A 19,619-nucleotide genomic window follows, 5' to 3' on the forward strand; every position below is an offset into this window, starting at 1 on the left:
GTGCGTAACGGTTCAGCTTGTCTGAACGGTGTTACTGTACACTCCGTGTCCAGTAACACGCTTCGCGATGCACAGATATGGAGCATTCTGCCCCATATCGCGCTGGCTGCCTCGGGATTTTCATGCTTCCGGCATGAAAACGCCTCCCGGTACAGTGGCCTGTGTACAGTAACTGAACGGTTACTGAAAAACTGTGATCCTGCAGAGTAGAACTTTACAACCTTTTTTTAATCGCTTATACTGTCTTTAAGACTATCCGGGTAATAGGATAAAACAGCAGCATAGCCGCTGCAGCCATTCCGCGTTTGTATTCTGAACACGGAATGTGGATGGAAAGAAAAGGAGACAGTTATGGAGATCAGAGAATTTCAGGAAAAGCTCAAAGAAACACTGGAGCTGGCTGTAAAAAACGGAAAAAAGATACATGCAGATACAGTGGAAGAACTTTTTGCCGGAAACGGGCTGACAGAAGGTCAGATACAGAAAGTATACGAATACCTGGCTGTCCAGGGAATCCAGGTGGAGGGAAAGAAGAGGCAGACGGCAGACGCCTCTTCGGAACAAGGGGAAATTGATCCAGGCGGGAACGAGGACAGTGGGGAAAAAGAAGAAAAAGCTGCGTTATCCCAGGAAGAACTGGAATATCTGAAGGATTATGAAAGCATACTTTCTGATATACCCAAAGAGAAGCCCGGGGAGAGGGAAAGCCTTTATAAAAGGGTATTGGATCATGATGACGCGGCAAAAAAACGTCTGGCAGAGCTGTATATGCCCCAGGTAGTAACCACAGCGAGAGAACTGAAACACCGGGAAGTCTTTATCGGTGATATGATAGCAGAGGGAAATATCGGTCTGCTGAGTGCCATTGAAATGCTTCATGAGGCACAGGACATCCACGCATTCCTCTGCGGGGAGATCAGAAATGCCATTCTGCTCATGCTGGAAGAGCAGACAGACCAGAAGCAGAGGGATGATATCCTTGTGGAGAAAGTACGTGACCTGGAGACAAGGATCAAAGAACTTCTGGAAGACGAGGAGGTCAAGTACAGTGTGGATGAACTGGCGGCTTTTCTTGACATGGATGTGGATGAAATACAGGCTGTGCTGCGGCTGACCGGTGACGATAAATAGTAGGGCACAACAGGGTACCGTGCTGTGCGGAAACGGTGAACAGCAGCACTTCATATATTTTTTATAGAATAAACATAGCCAATTCATTGAATAATTCACAAAAAAGTGGCATACTTAAACCATAGATTTCCCAATGGATCAGGAAATCATGGAGGAAAAACAGATGGAAGTGAAAGACAAAAAACCCAAAAAACCAATTATGTTCTACTATGCCATTGTCATAGTGGTTCTGATTCTGCTGAATACCCTGCTTGTGCCCTCAATCGCGGAGCGGAGTATCAAGGAAGTCAGATATGATGAATTTTTAAATGATTTGGACGGCGGCAAGATAGATGAGGTAAATCTGGATGATGACACCATTTATTATACCGTGAAAGACGGCGATAAGACACAGGTTTACAAGACGGGAAGAATCAATGATCTGCAGGAGGTCGAACGGCTGGATAAAGCGAAGGTGAAATTCGCCAAGGAGATCCCCACAAAGCAGTCCCCGATCCTCACCTTCCTGCTGTCCTGGATCATCCCCATTGCTATTTTCTTATTCATCGGTAACTGGCTGAGTAAGAAGATGATGTCAGGCATGGGCGGCGGAGCCGGGGCCATGAGTTTTGGAAAGAGCAATGCCAAGGTCTATGTAAAATCAACCAACGGTATTATGTTTTCAGACGTGGCCGGTGAGGATGAGGCCAAGGACCTGCTGACAGAGATCGTGGACTATCTCCACAACCCTGACAGATACCGGGAGATTGGAGCGTCCATGCCAAAGGGTGCTCTTCTGGTAGGCCCTCCGGGAACAGGTAAGACGCTTCTGGCAAAAGCCGTGGCTGGCGAGGCCAACGTTCCCTTTTTCTCCATATCAGGATCTGAATTTGTGGAGATGTTCGTTGGTATGGGTGCTGCCAAAGTACGTGATCTGTTTAAGCAGGCCAATGAAAAAGCACCTTGTATCGTATTTATTGATGAGATTGATACCATTGGAAAGAAGCGTGACGGCAACATCAGCGGCAACGATGAGCGTGAGCAGACACTGAACCAGCTTCTGACCGAGATGGATGGATTTGACGGCTCCAAAGGTGTTGTGATCCTGGCGGCAACCAACCGTCCGGATTCCCTGGATGCGGCGCTGCTCCGTCCGGGACGTTTTGACAGGCGTATCCCTGTGGAACTTCCTGATCTGCAGGGGCGCGAGGAGATCCTGAAAGTCCATGCCAAAAAGATCAAAATATCCGACAACGTGGATTTCCGTGAGATTGCCAAGGCTGCATCCGGTGCATCGGGAGCGGAACTGGCTAACATTGTAAATGAAGCGGCACTGAGAGCTGTCCGTGACAGAAGAAAGTTTGCCACACAGGCAGATATGGAGGAGAGTATTGAGGTAGTCATTGCAGGATACCAGAAGAAGAACCGTGTGCTTTCCGAGAAAGAGAAGCTGATCGTTTCCTACCATGAGATTGGCCATGCGCTGGTAGCTGCCATGCAGACAGATTCCGCGCCTGTCCATAAGATCACCATCATACCCAGAACTTCAGGAGCCTTGGGATACACCATGCAGGTGGAGGATGGGGAACATTTCCTCATGTCAAAAGAGGAACTGGAAAATAAGATCGCTACATTTACAGGCGGCCGTGCGGCGGAGGAATTGATCTTCCATTCCGTTACAACGGGTGCGTCCAATGATATTGAGCAGGCGACCAAATTGGCAAGAGGCATGATCACCCGTTTCGGTATGAGCGACGAGTTTGATATGGTAGCTATGGAAAATGTGACAAACCAGTATCTTGGTGGTGATACCTCCCTGGCATGCTCCTTTGAAACCCAGACTCTTATTGATAAAAGGGTGGTGGAGCTGGTGAGAAAACAGCATGAGAAGGCATATAAGATCCTGCAGGAGAATATCGGAAAACTGCATGAGCTGGCAAAACACCTGTTTGAGAATGAGACCATAACAGGAGAAGAGTTTATGAGGATCCTCCATACCCCGCTTCCTCAAATAGAGGAAAACCGGGAACCACAGACAGCAGAAGCGGCAGAACCAGCAGAGCTGTAGTGGCGGGAGGATTAAAGAAGTAATAATAAACCGGCCCCTGTTGTTATAAACCGAACAGCTATATTCAACGTTCGGTTTATAACAACAGGGGCCGGTTTTTCTTTTCGGCTCTGTAGGTCTGCGCATTCACTGCGCTGACCGTAAGAAAGTGTACCACGGCCAAGCAAAAATCCCATCACCAAAGGCGATTCTGCATGGATTTTGCCTGTAACTGTGAGGGTACTGAACAGTTACCAATAACTTATGATTCTTCTTTCGGCAGTATGATATTCAGCAATATAGCAATCAGGGTTGCCAACACAACCGGGGATTTGCCGAAAATCATGGTTACCCAGCTAGGGAAGGTGGCAAGGGCTGCGGATGCCTGGGAAATTCCCATTCCAAGTGCAGCGGCCAGGCCCACAATGGAAGTGTTCCTGTAGTTCATATCCTCAGAGGTGATGAGTTTCATACCTGTCATTGCAATGGAGGCAAACACAGATACAGTAGCGCCGCCCAGAACGCACTGGGGAATGGTGGTGAGCAGTGCGGAAAATTTGGGAATCAGTCCCGCCACGCCCAGGATAATGGCTGCCAGCCCCAGAACACAACGGTTCACCACCTTTGTGGTTGCCACAATACCTACATTCTGGCTGTAGGTAGCTGTGGGAAGCCCGCCGAACACGGCACCGATAATATTCATAATGCCGTATCCCACAATGCCGCCCTGCAGTTCTTTGTCACTGGGTTCTCTTCCAAGTCCGCCCACAGTCGTTGCCGTGAAGTCACCGATGGCCTGGACGGAGTTGATGGCAAAGAGAAGGCCGATGGCTACACAGGATGACACCTCAAAATTAATGCCGAAATGCATAACCTGCGGGAGCTGGAACACGCTGGCGGATGCCACGCTGCTGAAACTGACCATGCCGAAAAAGGCGGAAACCACGTATCCGGCAACCATGCCGATCAGGATAGAAGCCAGCTTCACGATCCCTTTTCCAAAATGGTTCAGTACAGTTACGACCACAAGAGTAAATATGGCTACAGCCCAGTTCTGCCAGGAGCCGTAGGTCTCACTGCTGGTACCGCCTGCCATATAGTTGATGGCAGTGGGATACAGGGACAGGCCGATGGTAAACACAACGGTCCCGGTGATCAGAGGCGGAAAGAACACCCTGATCTTCCGGACAAGCAGTCCCACAACAATAGCTACGCAGCCGCCCACGATCTGAGACCCGAGTATGGTCGCAACACCATACCCCTCGGCAATGGCCTGCATACTGGGCACATAGGCAAAGCTGACACCCATGATGACCGGCAGGGAGGAACCGATGTGGAATCCGCTCTTGCTGCCCAGAGGAAAAAGCTGGAGCAGTGTGGAAATTGCGGACACAAAAAGAGCTGCCTGGATGAGGATGACCTTGTCTCCCTGAGACATACCTCCTCCGCTAACAGCACCTGAAACAATAATGGCCGGTGTAACACAGCCAACGATCATGGCGACTACATGCTGCAGTGCCAGCGGCAGTACCTGCCGAAACGCGGGAATGCCTTCCAGTTCAAAGATACTTCCTTTACCGATTTCCATTCCTTTCATTATGTAATTACCCCCATTTGATTTTCCGAAACATCACGGCCTGGAGTGTGCCCCACTCTTGTGGTCAAATTGCTGTCCCTGAAAACATTTTATGAAACACGATATGTTAGATTACTATAATATTAGCAAATCGGCGGACTATAGTCAATGGAAAAATACAAAATTTTTTAGATAATCTAAAAATTTTTGTACAATATGAATGAGAATGCCATGTTGCACCTTACAGAGAATAATGGTAAAATCAAAAAAGATGCTTTCCGGTTACCGGACACCGAGTGGACGGTAACGCTTTCCAAGAGACAGGAACAAATATAAAAGAGAGCTGCAGGACTTAATTATGAACTATATTGTATTTGATTTGGAATGGAATCAGTGCCCCTACGGAAAGGACAGGGAGAATAAACGGCTGCCCTTTGAGATTATCGAGATAGGAGCGGTGAAGCTGGATGAGAACCGGAATATGACGGACCAGTTTCATGAGATCATCAAGCCTTCCGTGTACCACAGACTGCACTACCGCACAAAAGAAATACTGCATATTGATAAACAGACACTGGAAAACGGGGTACCGTTCTCAAAGGCAATCCGCAGGTTCCTGAACTGGTGCGGAGAAGATGTGATGTTCTGTACCTGGGGCCCCTCCGATCTGGTGGAGCTGCAGCGTAATATGAAATACTACAGGCTGACTTACCTTTTGGAAGGTCCTCTCCGCTATTATGATGTGCAGAAGCTGTTCGGCATTGCATGTGAGGGTGACAAGACCAGCCGTTCCCTGGAATACGCCATTGACTATATGGAGCTTAGCAAAGGAGAAAACTTCCACAGAGCCCTGAACGATGCTGTCTACACCGCCGAGATATTCGCACGTCTGCCCATGGACACAGTGAGAAAATTCTTTTCCATTGACTGCTATCAGAATCCCAAGTCAAAGAGCGAGGAGATCCACACGGTATTTGATGACTATTCCAAATACATCTCCAGGGAATTTCCTACAAAAGAGGAGGCCATGAAAGACCGTGAAGTGGTGAGTACACGCTGTTTTTTCTGCGGAAAGACCGCCAAGAAGAAGATCCGCTGGTTTTCCCTTAACCCCAAGACCCATATGTGCCTGGCTTTCTGCCCGGAACACGGTTACTTCCGCGGCAAGGCAAGACTGAAGAGGACAGATGAAGGGAAATATTATGTGGTCAAAACCGTAAAGAAGATCACGGAGGAAGAGGCAGAGGAAGTAAGACAGAAACGGGATGTGCTGAGAAAAAAGAGACGCGCAAAGAGACATCAGGATTATTATTAGAAGGAAAGACCCCATCGGAAAGCTGCCGGGAATCGGCGGCCTTCCGATGGGGTTTTGCTATTTGTTACCGGGTATTTTTCCTCTTTTTCTTTTTCCGGTGTCTCTTGATTTTTATTATTAGAAGTACAATATAGAAAATAACCGCAGTTACCAGAAAAATAAGCGCCGGATACTTCCATTTGGGCATGTTCTGGAAATTGTATTTGAGTTCCTGAAAAAAATCTCCCAGGGAAGAGGAAGAGGTCTTAGGCGTTCGGCCGGCAGAGGTGTTGCTTTGGTCTGCGGTGCTGCTTTGTGCTGTCGCCCTGGCTGTATTGGCAGGGGAACTTTTGGCTGTTTCCAGAAATTCCGGCAGGGTAAGGGTTGGACAAATTTCCGCATGGCTGACAGCCAGGAGCTGTTCCCCCAGATAGTACTCTGTGGTCTGTTCCTTCTTTTCTAAGCTGGTCTTCCGGGTCAGATCCTCAACAGGCAGGTCTGCGGGCAGGTCTACCGTCACGGTATCTGTAAAGCGCGTCATCATTTTGGCTTTTGTCAGGTTATACAGATAGCGTTCAATGGGAAGAGGCTTCAGACACTGGACTTCCCCTTTCTGGGCAAGGACTGCCTTGTGAAAATTGGAGAAGCCATAGTCCAGCAGTGCAGCAGTGTCCGGGTATTGATAGACGGCATTGTCGGCCAGAACAACGGAGATAAGGTACATGCCGTTTCTCTGGGCATAGGTCACAAGGGTATTTCCCGCGTCACTGGTATATCCGGTCTTCCCTCCCAGACAGCCGTCATAATGCAGATCCCCTGTTACCAGCATTTTGTGATGGTTGTTCAGCCAGCGTTCTTCATCTGTGATGTTTGTCTTGGGTTCAATGTAGTATTCTTCACCAATGATACTGCGGAAGGTTTCATTCTTGAAGGCTTCCCTGGCAATGTTGGCAAGGTCCCTGGCTGTGGTGTAGTGTTCCGGGTCATGAAGGCCGTTGGCGTTGACAAAATGGGTATTTTTGCAGCCCAGCTCCTCAGCTCTGGCATTCATCATATTTACGAAGTCAGGGATATTCCCGCCCACGAATTCTGCCACGCCGGAGGAGACTTCATTGGCAGAAGCCAGAAGGATGGCGTACAGACTTTGTTCCATTGTAAGTATTTCACCCGGCTTGATGCCGATATGTGTGCTGCCGGGTTCAATGCCGTTTACTGCTTCGGCGGAGAAGGTGACCTGGTCTGTAAGGGCGCTGTTTTCAATTGCCACCAGGGCGGTCATGATTTTTGTGGTACTGGCCGGATAGCGTTTTTCATCAATGCCTTTGGCATAAAGTATCTCACCTGTCTCTGCATCCATGAGGATGGCGGTTTCGGCTGCTACCTGCGGGCCTGTGGGCCATCCGGGGATGGCGTCGGACTGGACTTCCCAGTTGTAGCTGTCAGGCGGGGCGTTTGGATCCTTTGGCGTCTCAGCCGCATTGGGGTCAGTGGGAGCTTGCGCAGCATTTGGGTCGGCAGGGGCCTGAGCCGCGTTTGGGTCGGCAGATGCCTGCGCTGTGTTTGGGTCGGCAGGAGCCTGCGCTGTGCCTGGGTCAGTCGGAGCCGGTGCTGTGTTCTGCTCTGCTCCGTATATGGTGGTCTGACCGCTGCCAAGGAGCAGACAGGAGGACAGGACTAGGGCGTTTATCCATAATCTGGGTCTTTTCACAATAAAATCCTCATTTCTTTAAGGCTTTAATCATTATAAGAGATTTTTTCCCCGGTTACAAGCCCTTTTCCCATGCTTAAAGTGTTTTGACATACTCGCTGGGGGGCAGACCGACGAATTTTTTGAACTTCCGGCTAAAGTAACCAGCATTGCTGAAACCGGTGACCTCCGCTACATAGCTTACATTTTCCACACCGGAATGAAAAAGCTCCAGGGCTTTGTTTAACCGTATCTGGTTAATGTAATCATTGATGGTGATACCTTCGTCCCGTTTAAAGCAATAACACAGATAGCTGTAATTCTGGAACAGGTTTTGGGCGATATCTTCGATGGTCAGTTCAGGATCGTTATAGTGCTGCAGAATATATTCCCGGACATTGCGGGTAACAGAGCAAGCAGACGCCGTATGGGTCTCCTGCTTCAGCTGTTCTGTAAATACATGGATCATCCAGTCCCTGATCTCATCACAGGTATGAAAACTGTCAAGCGTGTCCGAGAGACTGCGGGAGTCTCTGAACAGGAAACAGTTTATGGTATTCTGCTCGTTCATGGCAGACAGCAGGGCGGAGAGCAGTTCATAAGTGCAGAATATAATATTATCATAGGACAGCTTTTTCTCCCGGAAGGTATGATAACATCGGTTCAGTCCATCTGTGATATTTTCCAGATCACGCTGGCGGATCAGTTTTTTGATTTCAGCCAGTGCTGCCTCCGGTATGCGGTAAGCGGTCAGGTTCCATTCATCGTAAAAAAGAACCCGGCCCTCAAAGCTGCGGGCGTTTTTCAGACAGACAGAAGCCTCTCTATAAGCTATTATTATTTCCTGTGCATGATTATGCAATGCACTCTGCCCAATATGAAATGAGGACTCCTGTTGCTGAAGGTATTTAGACAATGTATCCATTTCCTTTTTAGTATCCTGCAGACATTCTGTTTCCCGTATGAGACAGATTTGGGAGCGGCGTATGGGGAAAATCTCACATTTGCCGTCCGCATATAGAGATTCCTCAAGGTGTTTCTGTATGTCTTCTGTATGAGAGGACAGTGTCTCGGGTAATTCAATAATGCTGATAGCGTAACTGTCAAATGGAATGGAAATATGCAGTTCCTCCAGATAGGAGGAGAGCTGCAGTTTGTTAAAGGATACATGCCCGTCTATGATATCCAGAAGAAAGTGCTCCTTGATGTATCTCATTCGGTGTTCTTCCAGAGCTTTGACATGAAAACGGTGTTCCCGTTCGGCTGAGATTTCCTGTTTTAAGTTATTTAAGGATTCCGTCAGAAGAGAGAAATCAACCGGCTTCAGGATATATTCTGAGACATTAAGGCGTATGGCCTGCTGTGCATATTTGAAATCACCATAACCGGTGAGCAGGATACACTTACAGCTTATCTGTTCCCTGCGCACCTTCTCAATTAATTCAAGCCCGGTGATCAGGGGCATGTTAATGTCTATGATAGCAATATCAGGGTGTTTGTCACAAATTAACCGGTACCCGTCTCTGCCATTGTTGGCATCTCCTATAATCTGAAAACCCAGTTCTCCCCAGGGGATCGCTCTCTTCAGAGAATTACGGAAAAAGTATTCATCATCGATCAACACCACCTGCAGCATGGCATGTCCTCCTTTTTTATAGCTCTACAGCGGGAAAAGACAGGATAAACAAGGAATATTTACCCGGTTCACTGTGGATTTCAATTTCAGCTTTATTATTAAAATGTATATTCAGGCGTTTTACAATATTGGATATACCGAAATCCTTTGTCAGCCTTTCTTCTTTCAGGGAATCGTAAATGGAAGTTATGGTATCACAGTCCATTCCGGCTCCGCTGTCATATATCTCAAAGAAAATCCGTTTGTCCTTTAAATAACCGGTTACTTTAAGCTCTCCTTTTTCACATTTTGTTTTTAATCCGTGGTAGATCGCATTCTCTACCAGGGGCTGTAATGTGAGTTTTGGAATCTGGCAGGATGAGATCTCATCCGCCACATCTAAAGAAAACTCCATGAATTCTATGTAGCGAAGCTGCTGGAGACTCAGATAGTTCTCCGTCATATTCACTTCCCTGCCGATACTGATAATGTCATGCCCGTCACTGAGGGAGGTCCTGTAAAAATTAGCCAGGTGTGCTATGGAATTGAGGGCATAATCATCCATGTGGTCCCGGATAAAACTGTTGACCATTTCCAGGACGTTATACAAAAAATGAGGTTTTACCTGAGCCTGTATAAGCTGAAGCTGCAGTTTTCGTTTGTTTTTCTGCTGTTCTTTAATATTATTCATCAGCTCTGAAATTTTATCCAGAAGGGAGTTGAAGGTCTGTCCCAGCATACCGATCTCATCATTTGGTATATTTTCCTGTCGGACCTCCAGATTGCCGTTCTTTACTTTTTCCATGGTTTTATTCAAAGAAAATATGGGCCTTGTTATGATCCTGGAGATAGAGTAGGCAGAAACAAGCGCAAAGACAATGCAAGCCACACATGTAATAAAAATTTGGGATAAATGGGAAAGAACAAGCTGGCTAATATTTGAAAACGGTGAGACGATCAGATAAACCCAGCCCATGCGCGGATATTTCTGTGAAGTTACAGTTACTTTCTGCCCATTGGAGGAAGTAATGATACTGCTGTTATTTACCAGATAATTGTAGTTTATCTTACTTTTATAATAAAAACTTGCGGTGTAAGGATTAAAGTCACTTGAGGAGTATGTCTTGTCTGAGATGATATAGCACTCCTGCAGAACCGCTTTTGTATCCGAACTGAGTTCCGCGTCATTGATGATATAAACATTGTCTGAGAGGTTCTTGGTTATTTTATCCAGCCGGCTCCGGTCCATATAAACAGCCAGATATCCAAGGAGGGTGTCCTCTTGGTAGACAGGCGTTACACAGGAAACAGCCCAGGAAAGGGCATTGGTTTCGCTGTCAACCAGCATATGCGGAGTCGTCCAGATAAAACGGTCCTTCTCACAGTCGGAGAGAAGGGAACGGTTAAAGTGCCAGGACAACTGGTTTTTATTATACTTTTGCTCTCCCACAAAAGCGCAGTCTGTGTTTAAAAGGCTGGCGCCCAGCAAAAAATCCGCAGACGACAGATAGGGTGCAGCCAGAATACCGAAATCAAGGGAAGCGTAGGCCTCCGGCTGTTCATGTGCCAGGCTGTAGGAAGCCGAAAGGTAATCCTTTACAGATTGGTCCCGGGCAATGATACCGCTGAGACTCTCCACGGAGTCAAGGAGTGTGTCAGTGGATTCCTGCAGACAGCCAATGGTCTGCAGATCATTGATCCTTGTCTGCTCAAGCAGGGAATTGGCCGATATTTTATTTGCAATGTAAGTGATGACAATAATGGGTATTGCCATGAAAATAAAAATGTACAAGAAAATTTTAGAACGAAGGGAAAGGAATCGTCTCATAGCACAAAAATACTCCTTATAAAATGACAAAAACCGACAATATTATCAGTAAACCGACAATAATTCATTCATAGTATAGCAAGTCTTTGCTATAATTGCAAACATCAAAGGAAACAATAATGCAAAGAAAGAGAGGATGTAAACGTATGAAGAGAAGGATGATCGCAGCGGTTTTAGCAGGACTTATGATATCCGGTCTTGCCGGATGTGGAGATGCAAATGGAAATTCAAAGGATAACGGGACGGATACCTCCGGGGAGAAGGAGGCCCCGGAAGGACAGGAAGCGGAGGAAAGCATTGTAAAGAGCGGGACAAAAGGCGGTGGTGATGTGACCCTTCGACTGGCCTGGCTGGGAACCGGGCAGGACAAGGAGACATTGGATAAGTGCCTGCAGAAGTATACGGATAAAACGGGAATTGGTGTAGAGACGGTATATATCCCCGGTTCCTGGACAGAATACTTCACCAAAATGCAGACAATGATCGCCGGAGGTGATTATATCGACTGCGCTTATGTGGCGATTGAAGGGTTTGAGATGTTTGTGGATACAGGCATGGCGGCACCTATAGATGACTGGATCGAGAATCATAAAGAGGAATACCAGTCCACAGTGAATGACATTGACCAAAATATTATGGATAAGGTCACTTTTGATGGAAAAGTATATGCGATCCCCGAGGAGTGGAATAATGTGGTGACACATTTTAACACGAAACTGCTGGCAGATGCAGGGCTGTCCGTACCGGCAGAGAATTGGACAAAAGAGGAGTTTTTGGACTATTGTGAAAAGCTGACAAAAGAGAAGGATGGTGTGAAGCAATATGGAGTCTACGTTCCTGACTACTATTTTGGAGTGGAAGCCTGGCTGTATAATAACGGCGCTGCATATATGAATGATGACTTTACAGAGAGTACCATCAACTCTCCGGAGTCCGTGGAGGTCTTCCAGCTTATGCAGGATCTTATACATGAATATGGCTATGCACCTATCCCGGAGAAGAATGTGGATGCCATTCAGCAGCTTATTGACGGAAATGTAGCTATGGGATTCTGGGGAAGATGGCCTACCAATAATTATAATGCCAACGATTTTAAAGACGTGGCTGTGCAGTATATTCCCAGCTTCTCTCAGAACCAGCCAATTTGGGGCGGCGGCGGAATTTTTACCATGAAAGAATCCAAGCATTCGGATGAAGCCGCATCCCTTGCCAATTATATTGGTTCTGCGGAATTTATTAAAGAATTCATGGCAGCAGGTGCTATTCCTGTGTTGAACTCTGTTGCAAAAGAACTGGTGCCGGAGCTTGGGTATCCGGAGAATAACCAGATTTTCTATGAGAGTGCCGCCACGGCAAAGGCAGTTCATTCCCCCGTACAGTATCCGGAATGTGAAGCACTGGTATCACGTGTGATTTCGGATATTCTCGTAAATAAGGCGGACGTACAGACCACCCTGGATGCAGCAGCGGATGAGATGAACAGCTATTTGATGGATAACCTGGAGTAAGCGGGCGGGATGTTTTCAAAGAAAGAGAGGGATTCTATGAGCAGTAAACAGTTGTCTGCGTTTCAGAGGAAAAGGCGGCAGGATAATATTGCAGGCTACGCTTTTTTGATTCCGGCTATGATTGCATTTCTGCTTTTTGTGGGCGGGCCAATGATCATTTCTTTTGTTTTATCGTTCTTTGATTATAACTTGATTCAGCCGCCTGCCTTTACAGGCCTTAAAAATATCCGGAAGTTCATGATGGACCCCCAGGTAAAGATCTCTTTTGCCAATACTTTTAAGTTTCTGCTGATACTTGTGCCGGTCCATTGTTTCCTGGGTATGCTGCTGGCTTTTGCCGTTTCCTGTGTACATCATAAGAAAATGCAGACTGTGTACCGCAGTATCCTTTACTTTCCTACAGTAGTCACCACTGCGTCTGTAGCCATTGTGTGGGGATATATGTTTGGGACAGATACAGGGGTTATCAACTATTTTGTGCGTCAGATGGGAGGCAGCAATGTGCCGTGGCTGACAGATAAGATTATGGTATATGTAACAATTGCTGTGTTCAGTTTTTGGAAGTTTATAGGTACTACGTTTCTTTACTATTTTATTGGCCTGCAAAATATACCGGATGGGTATTATGAAGCGGCAAAGATAGACGGGGCCAACACCTTTCAGATTTTCCGCAAGATCACACTGCCCCTATTGTCACCCACCATGTTTTTTGTGATCGTCACAAATATCATTGGGGTGTTCCAGATCTTTGAGGAGCCTTTTATCATCACCAACGGAGGACCGGGGACGGCCACGAAAACAGTGTCTTTTTACATATATGAGATTGCGTTCAAGCAGGTGCGGACAGGGTATGGGTGTCTGGTGGCGTTCAGTATTTTCCTTGTGATACTGGTTGTGACTGTGATTCAGTTTGCGGGGCAGAAAAGGTGGGTTACCTATGACTATGAATAAACAAGAAAAGGGAGGGGATAAGTATGGACAAGGTTAAGAAAGGGATTAAGGGGGGTACGCTGCATGTTTTTCTGATACTTCTGTGTATCATAATGCTGCTGCCATTTTGCTGGGTGATCTCCACATCTCTGAGGCTGCCCGGAGAATCCTTTAAACTGCCGCCCAGTTTTTTTCCCACAGATTTTTGTTATGAGAATTATCTGGATGTTTTTACAAAATTCCCCTTCGCAAAGTTTTTGCTGAACAGTATGATCGTGGCAGTGTCATCCGTGGTGTTAAATACACTGGTAACCACTATGGCAGGGTACTCATTTGCCAGGATTGATTTTAAGGGCAGAAATGTGGTGTTCATGATATTCCTGGCAGGCATGATGATACCTGCCCAAGCTACCATGATACCTGTGTACATCGTAATGTCCAAGCTGGGTCTGGTGGGAAGTCTTTGGGCGCTGATTCTGCCGGCTATGATCAATCCCCTGTCCATCTTTTTTGTAAGACAGTTTATGATGACCATACCGGACAGCTATGAGGAAGCTGCCTATATTGACGGGGCAGGCAGAGTGCAGATATATGCCAGGGTCATACTACCTATGTCAAAATCAGTGATCGTTATGACATGCCTGTTGAATTTTTTGTCTTCCTGGAACAATTTTATGGGGCCATTGATCTATCTGTCAGACTGGGATAAAATGACACTCCCCATTGGCCTGCGTGTGCTGCAGGGATACATGGGTACCGGAAGTGTATCTGTAGTTTTGGCGGGGGTGGCGATCTCCATTATCATTCCAACCGCTTTATATTTATGCGGCCAGAAGTATTTTCTGCAGGGTATGACCTTGTCAGGGTTAAAGAGTTGAAGTAGAAGAGGAGAATATAGTTATGGACAGATTTGTATATAAAAAAGAAAAGACCAGGGAAATTTCTTTTCCGCTGGGCGGGATCGGTACCGGATGTGTAGGGCTGGCAGGTAATGGACAGCTTATTGACATGGAGATTTTCAATCGTCCCAATAAAGGCTCCCATGCAGGTATGAGCCATTTTGCTGTGAAAGCCGAGGAGAAAGGGAATCTGCTGGACGCCAGGGTCATAAGCGGTGACAGTTTTACGCCGTATACGGGGAAATATAACAGACCGCATTTCAACAGTTACGGATTTGGTTCTGACAGAGCATCCCTTGCCGGACTCCCGCATTTTAGGACTTGTGATTTCAAAGGGGAATTTCCCATTGCTGAGCTGTCATTTGCGGAGGAAAAATTCCCGGGCAGGGTTACCATGACGGCATTCAATCCATTCATTCCCTGTAATGAAGATGATTCCAGTATCCCGGGGGCATTTTTTGAATTTGAGGTGGAAAATACATCAGATAAGGTACTGGATTACACCATAGCATTTACTATGAATAATCTGTATGCGGAAAATGGCGGCATCCATACTTCCTTTTCAGACAGGGGCATACATGTGATCCATATGGAGAACCACGGGCAGAAAGGGGATCTGTGTATAGGAACGGATGCGGAAAAGACCAGTATGCAGCAGTATTGGTACAGAGGAAACTGGTTTGACAATCTGATGACTTACTGGAAAGAATTCAAGTATCCGGGTCTATTGAAGAATCGAATCTATGAAGGGGAGAAAAGAGCCTCAGATGTTAACTATGCGGCAGATGACCTGGCTGTACTGGCTACCCATATGACAATAAACCCTGGAGATACGGGGAAAATAAGGTTTGTGCTTACATGGAACCGTCCATATTTTTATAATTATTGGAATCCGGAGAGGGATGAGGAATCCGAAAAGAAGAGGGCATGGAAAAACTATTATAGCAGATTGTTTGAAAATGCAAAGACCAGTAACTTTTACGCACTGGAAAATTGGGACAGATTATATGGACTGACAGATTTATTCAGGAAAACCCTGTTCCAGTCCTCCATGCCTGAGGAGGCACTGGATGCAGTATCTGCCAATATTTCTATTATCAAATCACCCACGTGTATTCGTCTGGAAGACGGTTCCCTGTATGGGTTTGAGGGTAACCACACAGATGCAGGGTGCTGTGAGGGGTCCTGCACACATGTATGGAATTATACTTATGCGGTGCCCTTCTTATTTCCAAGATTGGAACGCAGTATGCGGAGTCTGGAGTATACATACAGTATGCACGATGACGGTGGAATGGGATTTCGGCTGATGCTTCCGGTGGGAAGAGAGGCATGGGATTTCAGACCCTGCGCGGACGGGCAGTTCGGAACGGTCATGCGCGTGTACAGGGAGTATAAAGTAAGCGGAGACAAGGACTGGCTGGCTTCTGTTTGGCCGATGGTAAAGAAGAGTATAGAATTTGCCTGGTCACCCGAAAATGAAGACAGATGGGATCATGATAAGGATGGCGTACTGGAGGGCAGGCAGCATCACACCCTGGATATGGAGCTTTTTGGAAAGAACGCATGGCTGACCGGTATGTACCTGGGAGCATTAAAAGCGGGAGCGGCTATGGCGGAGATCATGGGAGATGCGGATACAGCCCGGGAGTACCTGGGTATATTTGAGAAGGGGAAACAGGCAGTTAACAGCCAGCTTTTTAACGGGGAATATTACATTCAGGATATTGACTTGAAGGATAAAGGTATTTTGGACGTCTATGCAGGGGGAGGAAATTCCATGCATGACCAGGATATTTATACAGCTTATTGGAACCCGGAACAGGAAGAGATCATGTATCAGATTGGGGAGGGATGCGGCATTGACCAGGTTCTTGCCCAATGGCATTCCAACCTCATCGGGTTGGGAGAGATCTTCGAGGAAGATAAGGTAAAGTCAGCCCTGCGCGCAATCTACAAATATAATTTTATATGTGCAAGGGATCATTTTAACCCCTGCCGCCTCTACTGCATTGACGATGAGAAGGGGCTGCTGATCTGCAGTTTTCCGGAAGGAAAAAAGAAACCATTTATTACCGCCCCCTATTCTGAGGAGACCATGCATGGATTTGAATATCAGGCGGCTGTCCATATGATACAGGAAGGTCTGGAGGAGGAAGGGCTGGATTGTATCAGAGCCTTGCGGGACAGATATGACGGTGAGAAGAGGAATCCCTGGAATGAGTTTGAATGCGGCAGTAATTATGCAAGGTCAATGGCCAGTTATGCCCTGCTGCTTACCTACAGTGGATTTCAGTTTGATATGGGAAAAAAGCTGATTGGATTCCACCCGGTTCACGAGATTGGATTTCGTTCCTTCTGGTCTCTTGACAGTGGCTGGGGGAAGGTAAGCTTTGAAGATGGCAAAAAGGATATTAAGATTTTGTATGGTGAACTGCATGTCCGCCGTCTTGATTTCGGAAGCGCTGCCGGTGAGCCAAAGCAGGTCAAAATAGATGGACATGACGTACCGTTTTGGAAAGAACAGGGAGTGATCTGTCTGGATATGGATTATTGTGCAGAAGATTTGGTATCCGTTATCTACCGGGAGGTATGACTATGTTTGATGGATTACAGATGAATATGGGGAACCTTTCGCGGCTTTCAGAAGCAAAAACCCGCTCTGTCAGTGCAGAAAACTTTACAGGAAAAAAAGGGAAGGGGGGCATGTGCCCCCTGGAGAAAGGTACGGCAAAAGAAGCTGCCAGGGACCTGGGCACAGGATGGAAGGTAAACCCATATATTGTTATACCGAAAGAATCTTACTTTACTATAGCTGACCTGAAAGGACCCGGTGCTGTGCAGCATATTTGGATGACTCCCGTAGGAAAATGGAGAAATACGATCATCCGCATTTACTGGGACGATAATCCGTATCCCTCTGTGGAATGCCCGGCCGGTGATTTTTTCTGCTGCGGTTGGCAGGAATATTATCAGGTTTCCGCACTTGCAGTCTGCGTGAATCCCGGAAGCGGACTGAATTGTTACTGGAGCATGCCCTTCAGGAAAAGGTGCAGGATCACGCTGGAAAACAGGGATGAGGAGCCTGTGACGATATATTACCAGATTGATCATGTTTTGACAGAAGTACCTGATGACTGTGCGTATTTTCATGCACAGTTCAGAAGGGTAAATCCTCTTCCTTACAAAACAGACTATGTGATACTTGACGGTGTGGAGGGAACGGGCCAGTATGTGGGAACCTATCTGGCTTGGGGCGTTAATAACAATCTTTGGTGGGGAGAGGGAGAGATAAAATTTTTTCTGGACGGGGACGATAAATATCCTACCATATGCGGAACGGGCACAGAGGATTATTTCTGCGGTTCTTATGATTTTGAAGACCCTGTAACACATGACAGGTATCTGCCTTTTACTACACCTTATACCGGACTGCAGGTGGTGCATACGGACCAGCTGTATCAAGCGCAGAGAAGATTTGGGATGTACCGTTTTCATATTATGGACCCTATCCGTTTCAAGACGGATCTGAAGGTTACGATTCAGGCTTTAGGCTGGAGGGAAGGAAAACGTTACCTGCCGCTGCAGGACGATATTGCGTCGGTGGCCTTTTGGTATCAGACCATGCCAGGGAGAGAATTTCCAAAACTGCCGGACAAGGATTATTTGGAGATTATATAAAAGTTAAGACAGAATAGAACCTTGAAAGATGTTTCAGGGTTCTTTTTTCGTTGAAAAATCAATCCGGTACCGGAAAAAACGAAAATGATATTGACAAAACAGCACATTGGTGTTATGGTTAATTACACAAGTAATGAACCATATAACTAATGCACGATACATATTCTTGAAAGAGAGGAGTGGGATACTTGCAGGAATTACTGAGTCAGGAAAAGTCCATATATTTGCAGATCAAAGAGATGATAGAAAATGACATTATCCGTGACATCTTGCTGGAAGAGGAGCGTGTACCCAGTACAAATGAACTGGCAAAGCTCTATGCCATTAACCCGGCAACGGCGGCTAAGGGTGTGAATCTTCTGGTGGATGAAGGTACTTTGTACAAGAAAAGGGGGATTGGAATGTTTGTTGCAGCAGGAGCAAAGCAGAGTATTGTAAAGAAAAGAAAAAACAGGTTTTTTGATGACTATATCAGGAGCCTTCTGACAGAAGCAGCAAGCCTGGGGATTACCAAGGAGGAGCTGATAGATATGATAGCAGCCGGAAAAGGGGAGGATGTAAAATGAGTGAGATGGTTTTAAAATGTGAGGATCTGGTGAAGCAGTATAAAGATAAAAAGGCATTGGATAACGTAAGCCTTACCCTGGAGAAAGGGAAGATATATGGACTGATCGGAAGAAACGGCGCGGGCAAGACAACACTTTTATCTATTTTAACTGCCCAGAACCCGGCTACTCACGGAACCGTGACATTGGCCGGGCAGCCTGTCTGGGAGAATGAGTCCTCCCTATCCCACCTTTGCTTTTCAAGGGAGATAAACGCAAATGTAAACAACAGCGGGATTGGCGGACTGAAGATAAAAGATTATCTCAAGATGGCTGAGACGTATATGCCCCATTGGGATAAGGATATGGCAGAACATCTTCTGAACATTTTTCATCTGGACAGGAAAAAAAGAATTTCCAAGCTCTCAAAGGGCATGACCTCCATGATCACCATAATTGTGGCGCTTGCCAGCAAGGCGGATTTTACTCTGCTGGATGAACCTGTGGCAGGGCTTGATGTGGTGGCGAGAGAGCAGTTTTACAGAATCCTGCTGGAGGAGTATACAGAGACAGGGCGGACCTTTGTCATATCCACCCACATTATTGAGGAGGCAGCAGACTTGTTTGAGGAGGTTATCATCCTGCACGACGGCAGGATGATCCTGAAGGAAAACACCCAGGAGCTTCTGGAAAGCTGTGTGCATGTCAGCGGGAAAGAGGAGGATGTGGATGTGGCAACAGCAGGGCTTGTAAAATACAGGGAGGAGAGCATCGGAAGAAGTAAAAGTGTCACTGTAAAACTGGGACCGGGACAGAGGCTGGAGACCACGGAGAATGTTACGGTACAGCCTATGAATCTCCAGAAAATATTTGTGGCGATGTGCGGCGGGGAGGTGTAG

The 19,619-nt window shown here is 46.6% G+C and carries 14 protein-coding genes; 10 read left to right on the top strand and 4 right to left on the bottom strand.

Translation table 11 applies throughout. The annotated features are described in order from the left end of the window. Window positions 1-351: 351 nt before the first annotated feature. Both CI595_RS14940 and ftsH read left to right on the top strand, forming a co-directional pair. Window positions 352-1,131 (top strand): RNA polymerase subunit sigma-70, encoded by a 780-nt coding sequence (locus tag CI595_RS14940; protein WP_095174437.1) that lies wholly within the window; start codon window positions 352-354, stop codon window positions 1,129-1,131. A 163-nt stretch (window positions 1,132-1,294) separates the two neighbouring features. Next, window positions 1,295-3,178, top strand: a complete 1,884-nt coding sequence (gene ftsH / locus CI595_RS14945; protein ID WP_095174733.1) for an ATP-dependent zinc metalloprotease FtsH — start codon at window positions 1,295-1,297, stop codon at window positions 3,176-3,178. 241 nt (window positions 3,179-3,419) lie between these two features. Here ftsH and CI595_RS14950 read toward each other — a convergent pair whose 3' ends face one another. Beyond that, window positions 3,420-4,754, bottom strand: a complete 1,335-nt coding sequence (locus CI595_RS14950; RefSeq protein ID WP_095174438.1) for a uracil-xanthine permease family protein — start codon at window positions 4,752-4,754, stop codon at window positions 3,420-3,422. Window positions 4,755-5,091: 337 nt separating this feature from the next. Between CI595_RS14950 and CI595_RS14955 the strand changes: the two genes are divergently transcribed. After that, complete coding sequence (locus CI595_RS14955) at window positions 5,092-6,048, top strand: 3'-5' exonuclease (RefSeq protein WP_095174439.1); 957 nt, start codon at window positions 5,092-5,094, stop codon at window positions 6,046-6,048. Between the two features lie 64 nt (window positions 6,049-6,112). On the opposite strand, the gene CI595_RS14960 is transcribed toward CI595_RS14955, so the two are convergent. The 3 genes from CI595_RS14960 to CI595_RS14970 all read right to left on the bottom strand — a co-directional run bounded on the left by CI595_RS14960 (window position 6,113) and on the right by CI595_RS14970 (window position 11,157). Then, window positions 6,113-7,735 (bottom strand): D-alanyl-D-alanine carboxypeptidase, encoded by a 1,623-nt coding sequence (locus tag CI595_RS14960; protein ID WP_095174440.1) that lies wholly within the window; start codon window positions 7,733-7,735, stop codon window positions 6,113-6,115. A 76-nt stretch (window positions 7,736-7,811) separates the two neighbouring features. Further along, a complete protein-coding gene (locus tag CI595_RS14965) occupies window positions 7,812-9,350 on the bottom strand; it encodes a response regulator (RefSeq protein ID WP_095174441.1) in 1,539 nt (512 codons plus the stop codon). Between the two features lie 16 nt (window positions 9,351-9,366). Continuing rightward, entirely contained in the window at window positions 9,367-11,157 is a 1,791-nt protein-coding gene (locus CI595_RS14970) for a sensor histidine kinase (RefSeq protein WP_095174442.1), read from the bottom strand. Window positions 11,158-11,303: 146 nt separating this feature from the next. Between CI595_RS14970 and CI595_RS14975 the strand changes: the two genes are divergently transcribed. The 7 genes from CI595_RS14975 to CI595_RS15005 all read left to right on the top strand — a co-directional run bounded on the left by CI595_RS14975 (window position 11,304) and on the right by CI595_RS15005 (window position 19,619). Continuing rightward, window positions 11,304-12,665, top strand: coding sequence for an ABC transporter substrate-binding protein (locus CI595_RS14975; protein WP_158661513.1), 1,362 nt, complete (start codon window positions 11,304-11,306; stop codon window positions 12,663-12,665). A gap of 36 nt (window positions 12,666-12,701) precedes the next feature. Then, complete coding sequence (locus CI595_RS14980; protein WP_095174734.1) at window positions 12,702-13,616, top strand: carbohydrate ABC transporter permease; 915 nt, start codon at window positions 12,702-12,704, stop codon at window positions 13,614-13,616. A 23-nt stretch (window positions 13,617-13,639) separates the two neighbouring features. Continuing rightward, window positions 13,640-14,473, top strand: a complete 834-nt coding sequence (locus tag CI595_RS14985; RefSeq protein WP_095174444.1) for a carbohydrate ABC transporter permease — start codon at window positions 13,640-13,642, stop codon at window positions 14,471-14,473. Between the two features lie 22 nt (window positions 14,474-14,495). Continuing rightward, window positions 14,496-17,090, top strand: coding sequence for a GH116 family glycosyl-hydrolase (locus CI595_RS14990; RefSeq protein ID WP_095174445.1), 2,595 nt, complete (start codon window positions 14,496-14,498; stop codon window positions 17,088-17,090). A 2-nt stretch (window positions 17,091-17,092) separates the two neighbouring features. After that, window positions 17,093-18,175, top strand: a complete 1,083-nt coding sequence (locus CI595_RS14995) for a glycoside hydrolase family 172 protein (protein WP_205728119.1) — start codon at window positions 17,093-17,095, stop codon at window positions 18,173-18,175. A gap of 188 nt (window positions 18,176-18,363) precedes the next feature. After that, window positions 18,364-18,741 (top strand): GntR family transcriptional regulator, encoded by a 378-nt coding sequence (locus tag CI595_RS15000; protein WP_095174447.1) that lies wholly within the window; start codon window positions 18,364-18,366, stop codon window positions 18,739-18,741. Further along, window positions 18,738-19,619: an ABC transporter ATP-binding protein gene (locus CI595_RS15005; RefSeq protein ID WP_095174448.1), complete on the top strand. Its 882-nt coding sequence runs from the start codon at window positions 18,738-18,740 to the stop codon at window positions 19,617-19,619. Before CI595_RS15000 ends, CI595_RS15005 begins: the two co-directional genes overlap by 4 nt.

The organism is Blautia hominis (assembly GCA_002270465.1).
Classification (GTDB): domain Bacteria; phylum Bacillota; class Clostridia; order Lachnospirales; family Lachnospiraceae; genus Blautia; species Blautia hominis.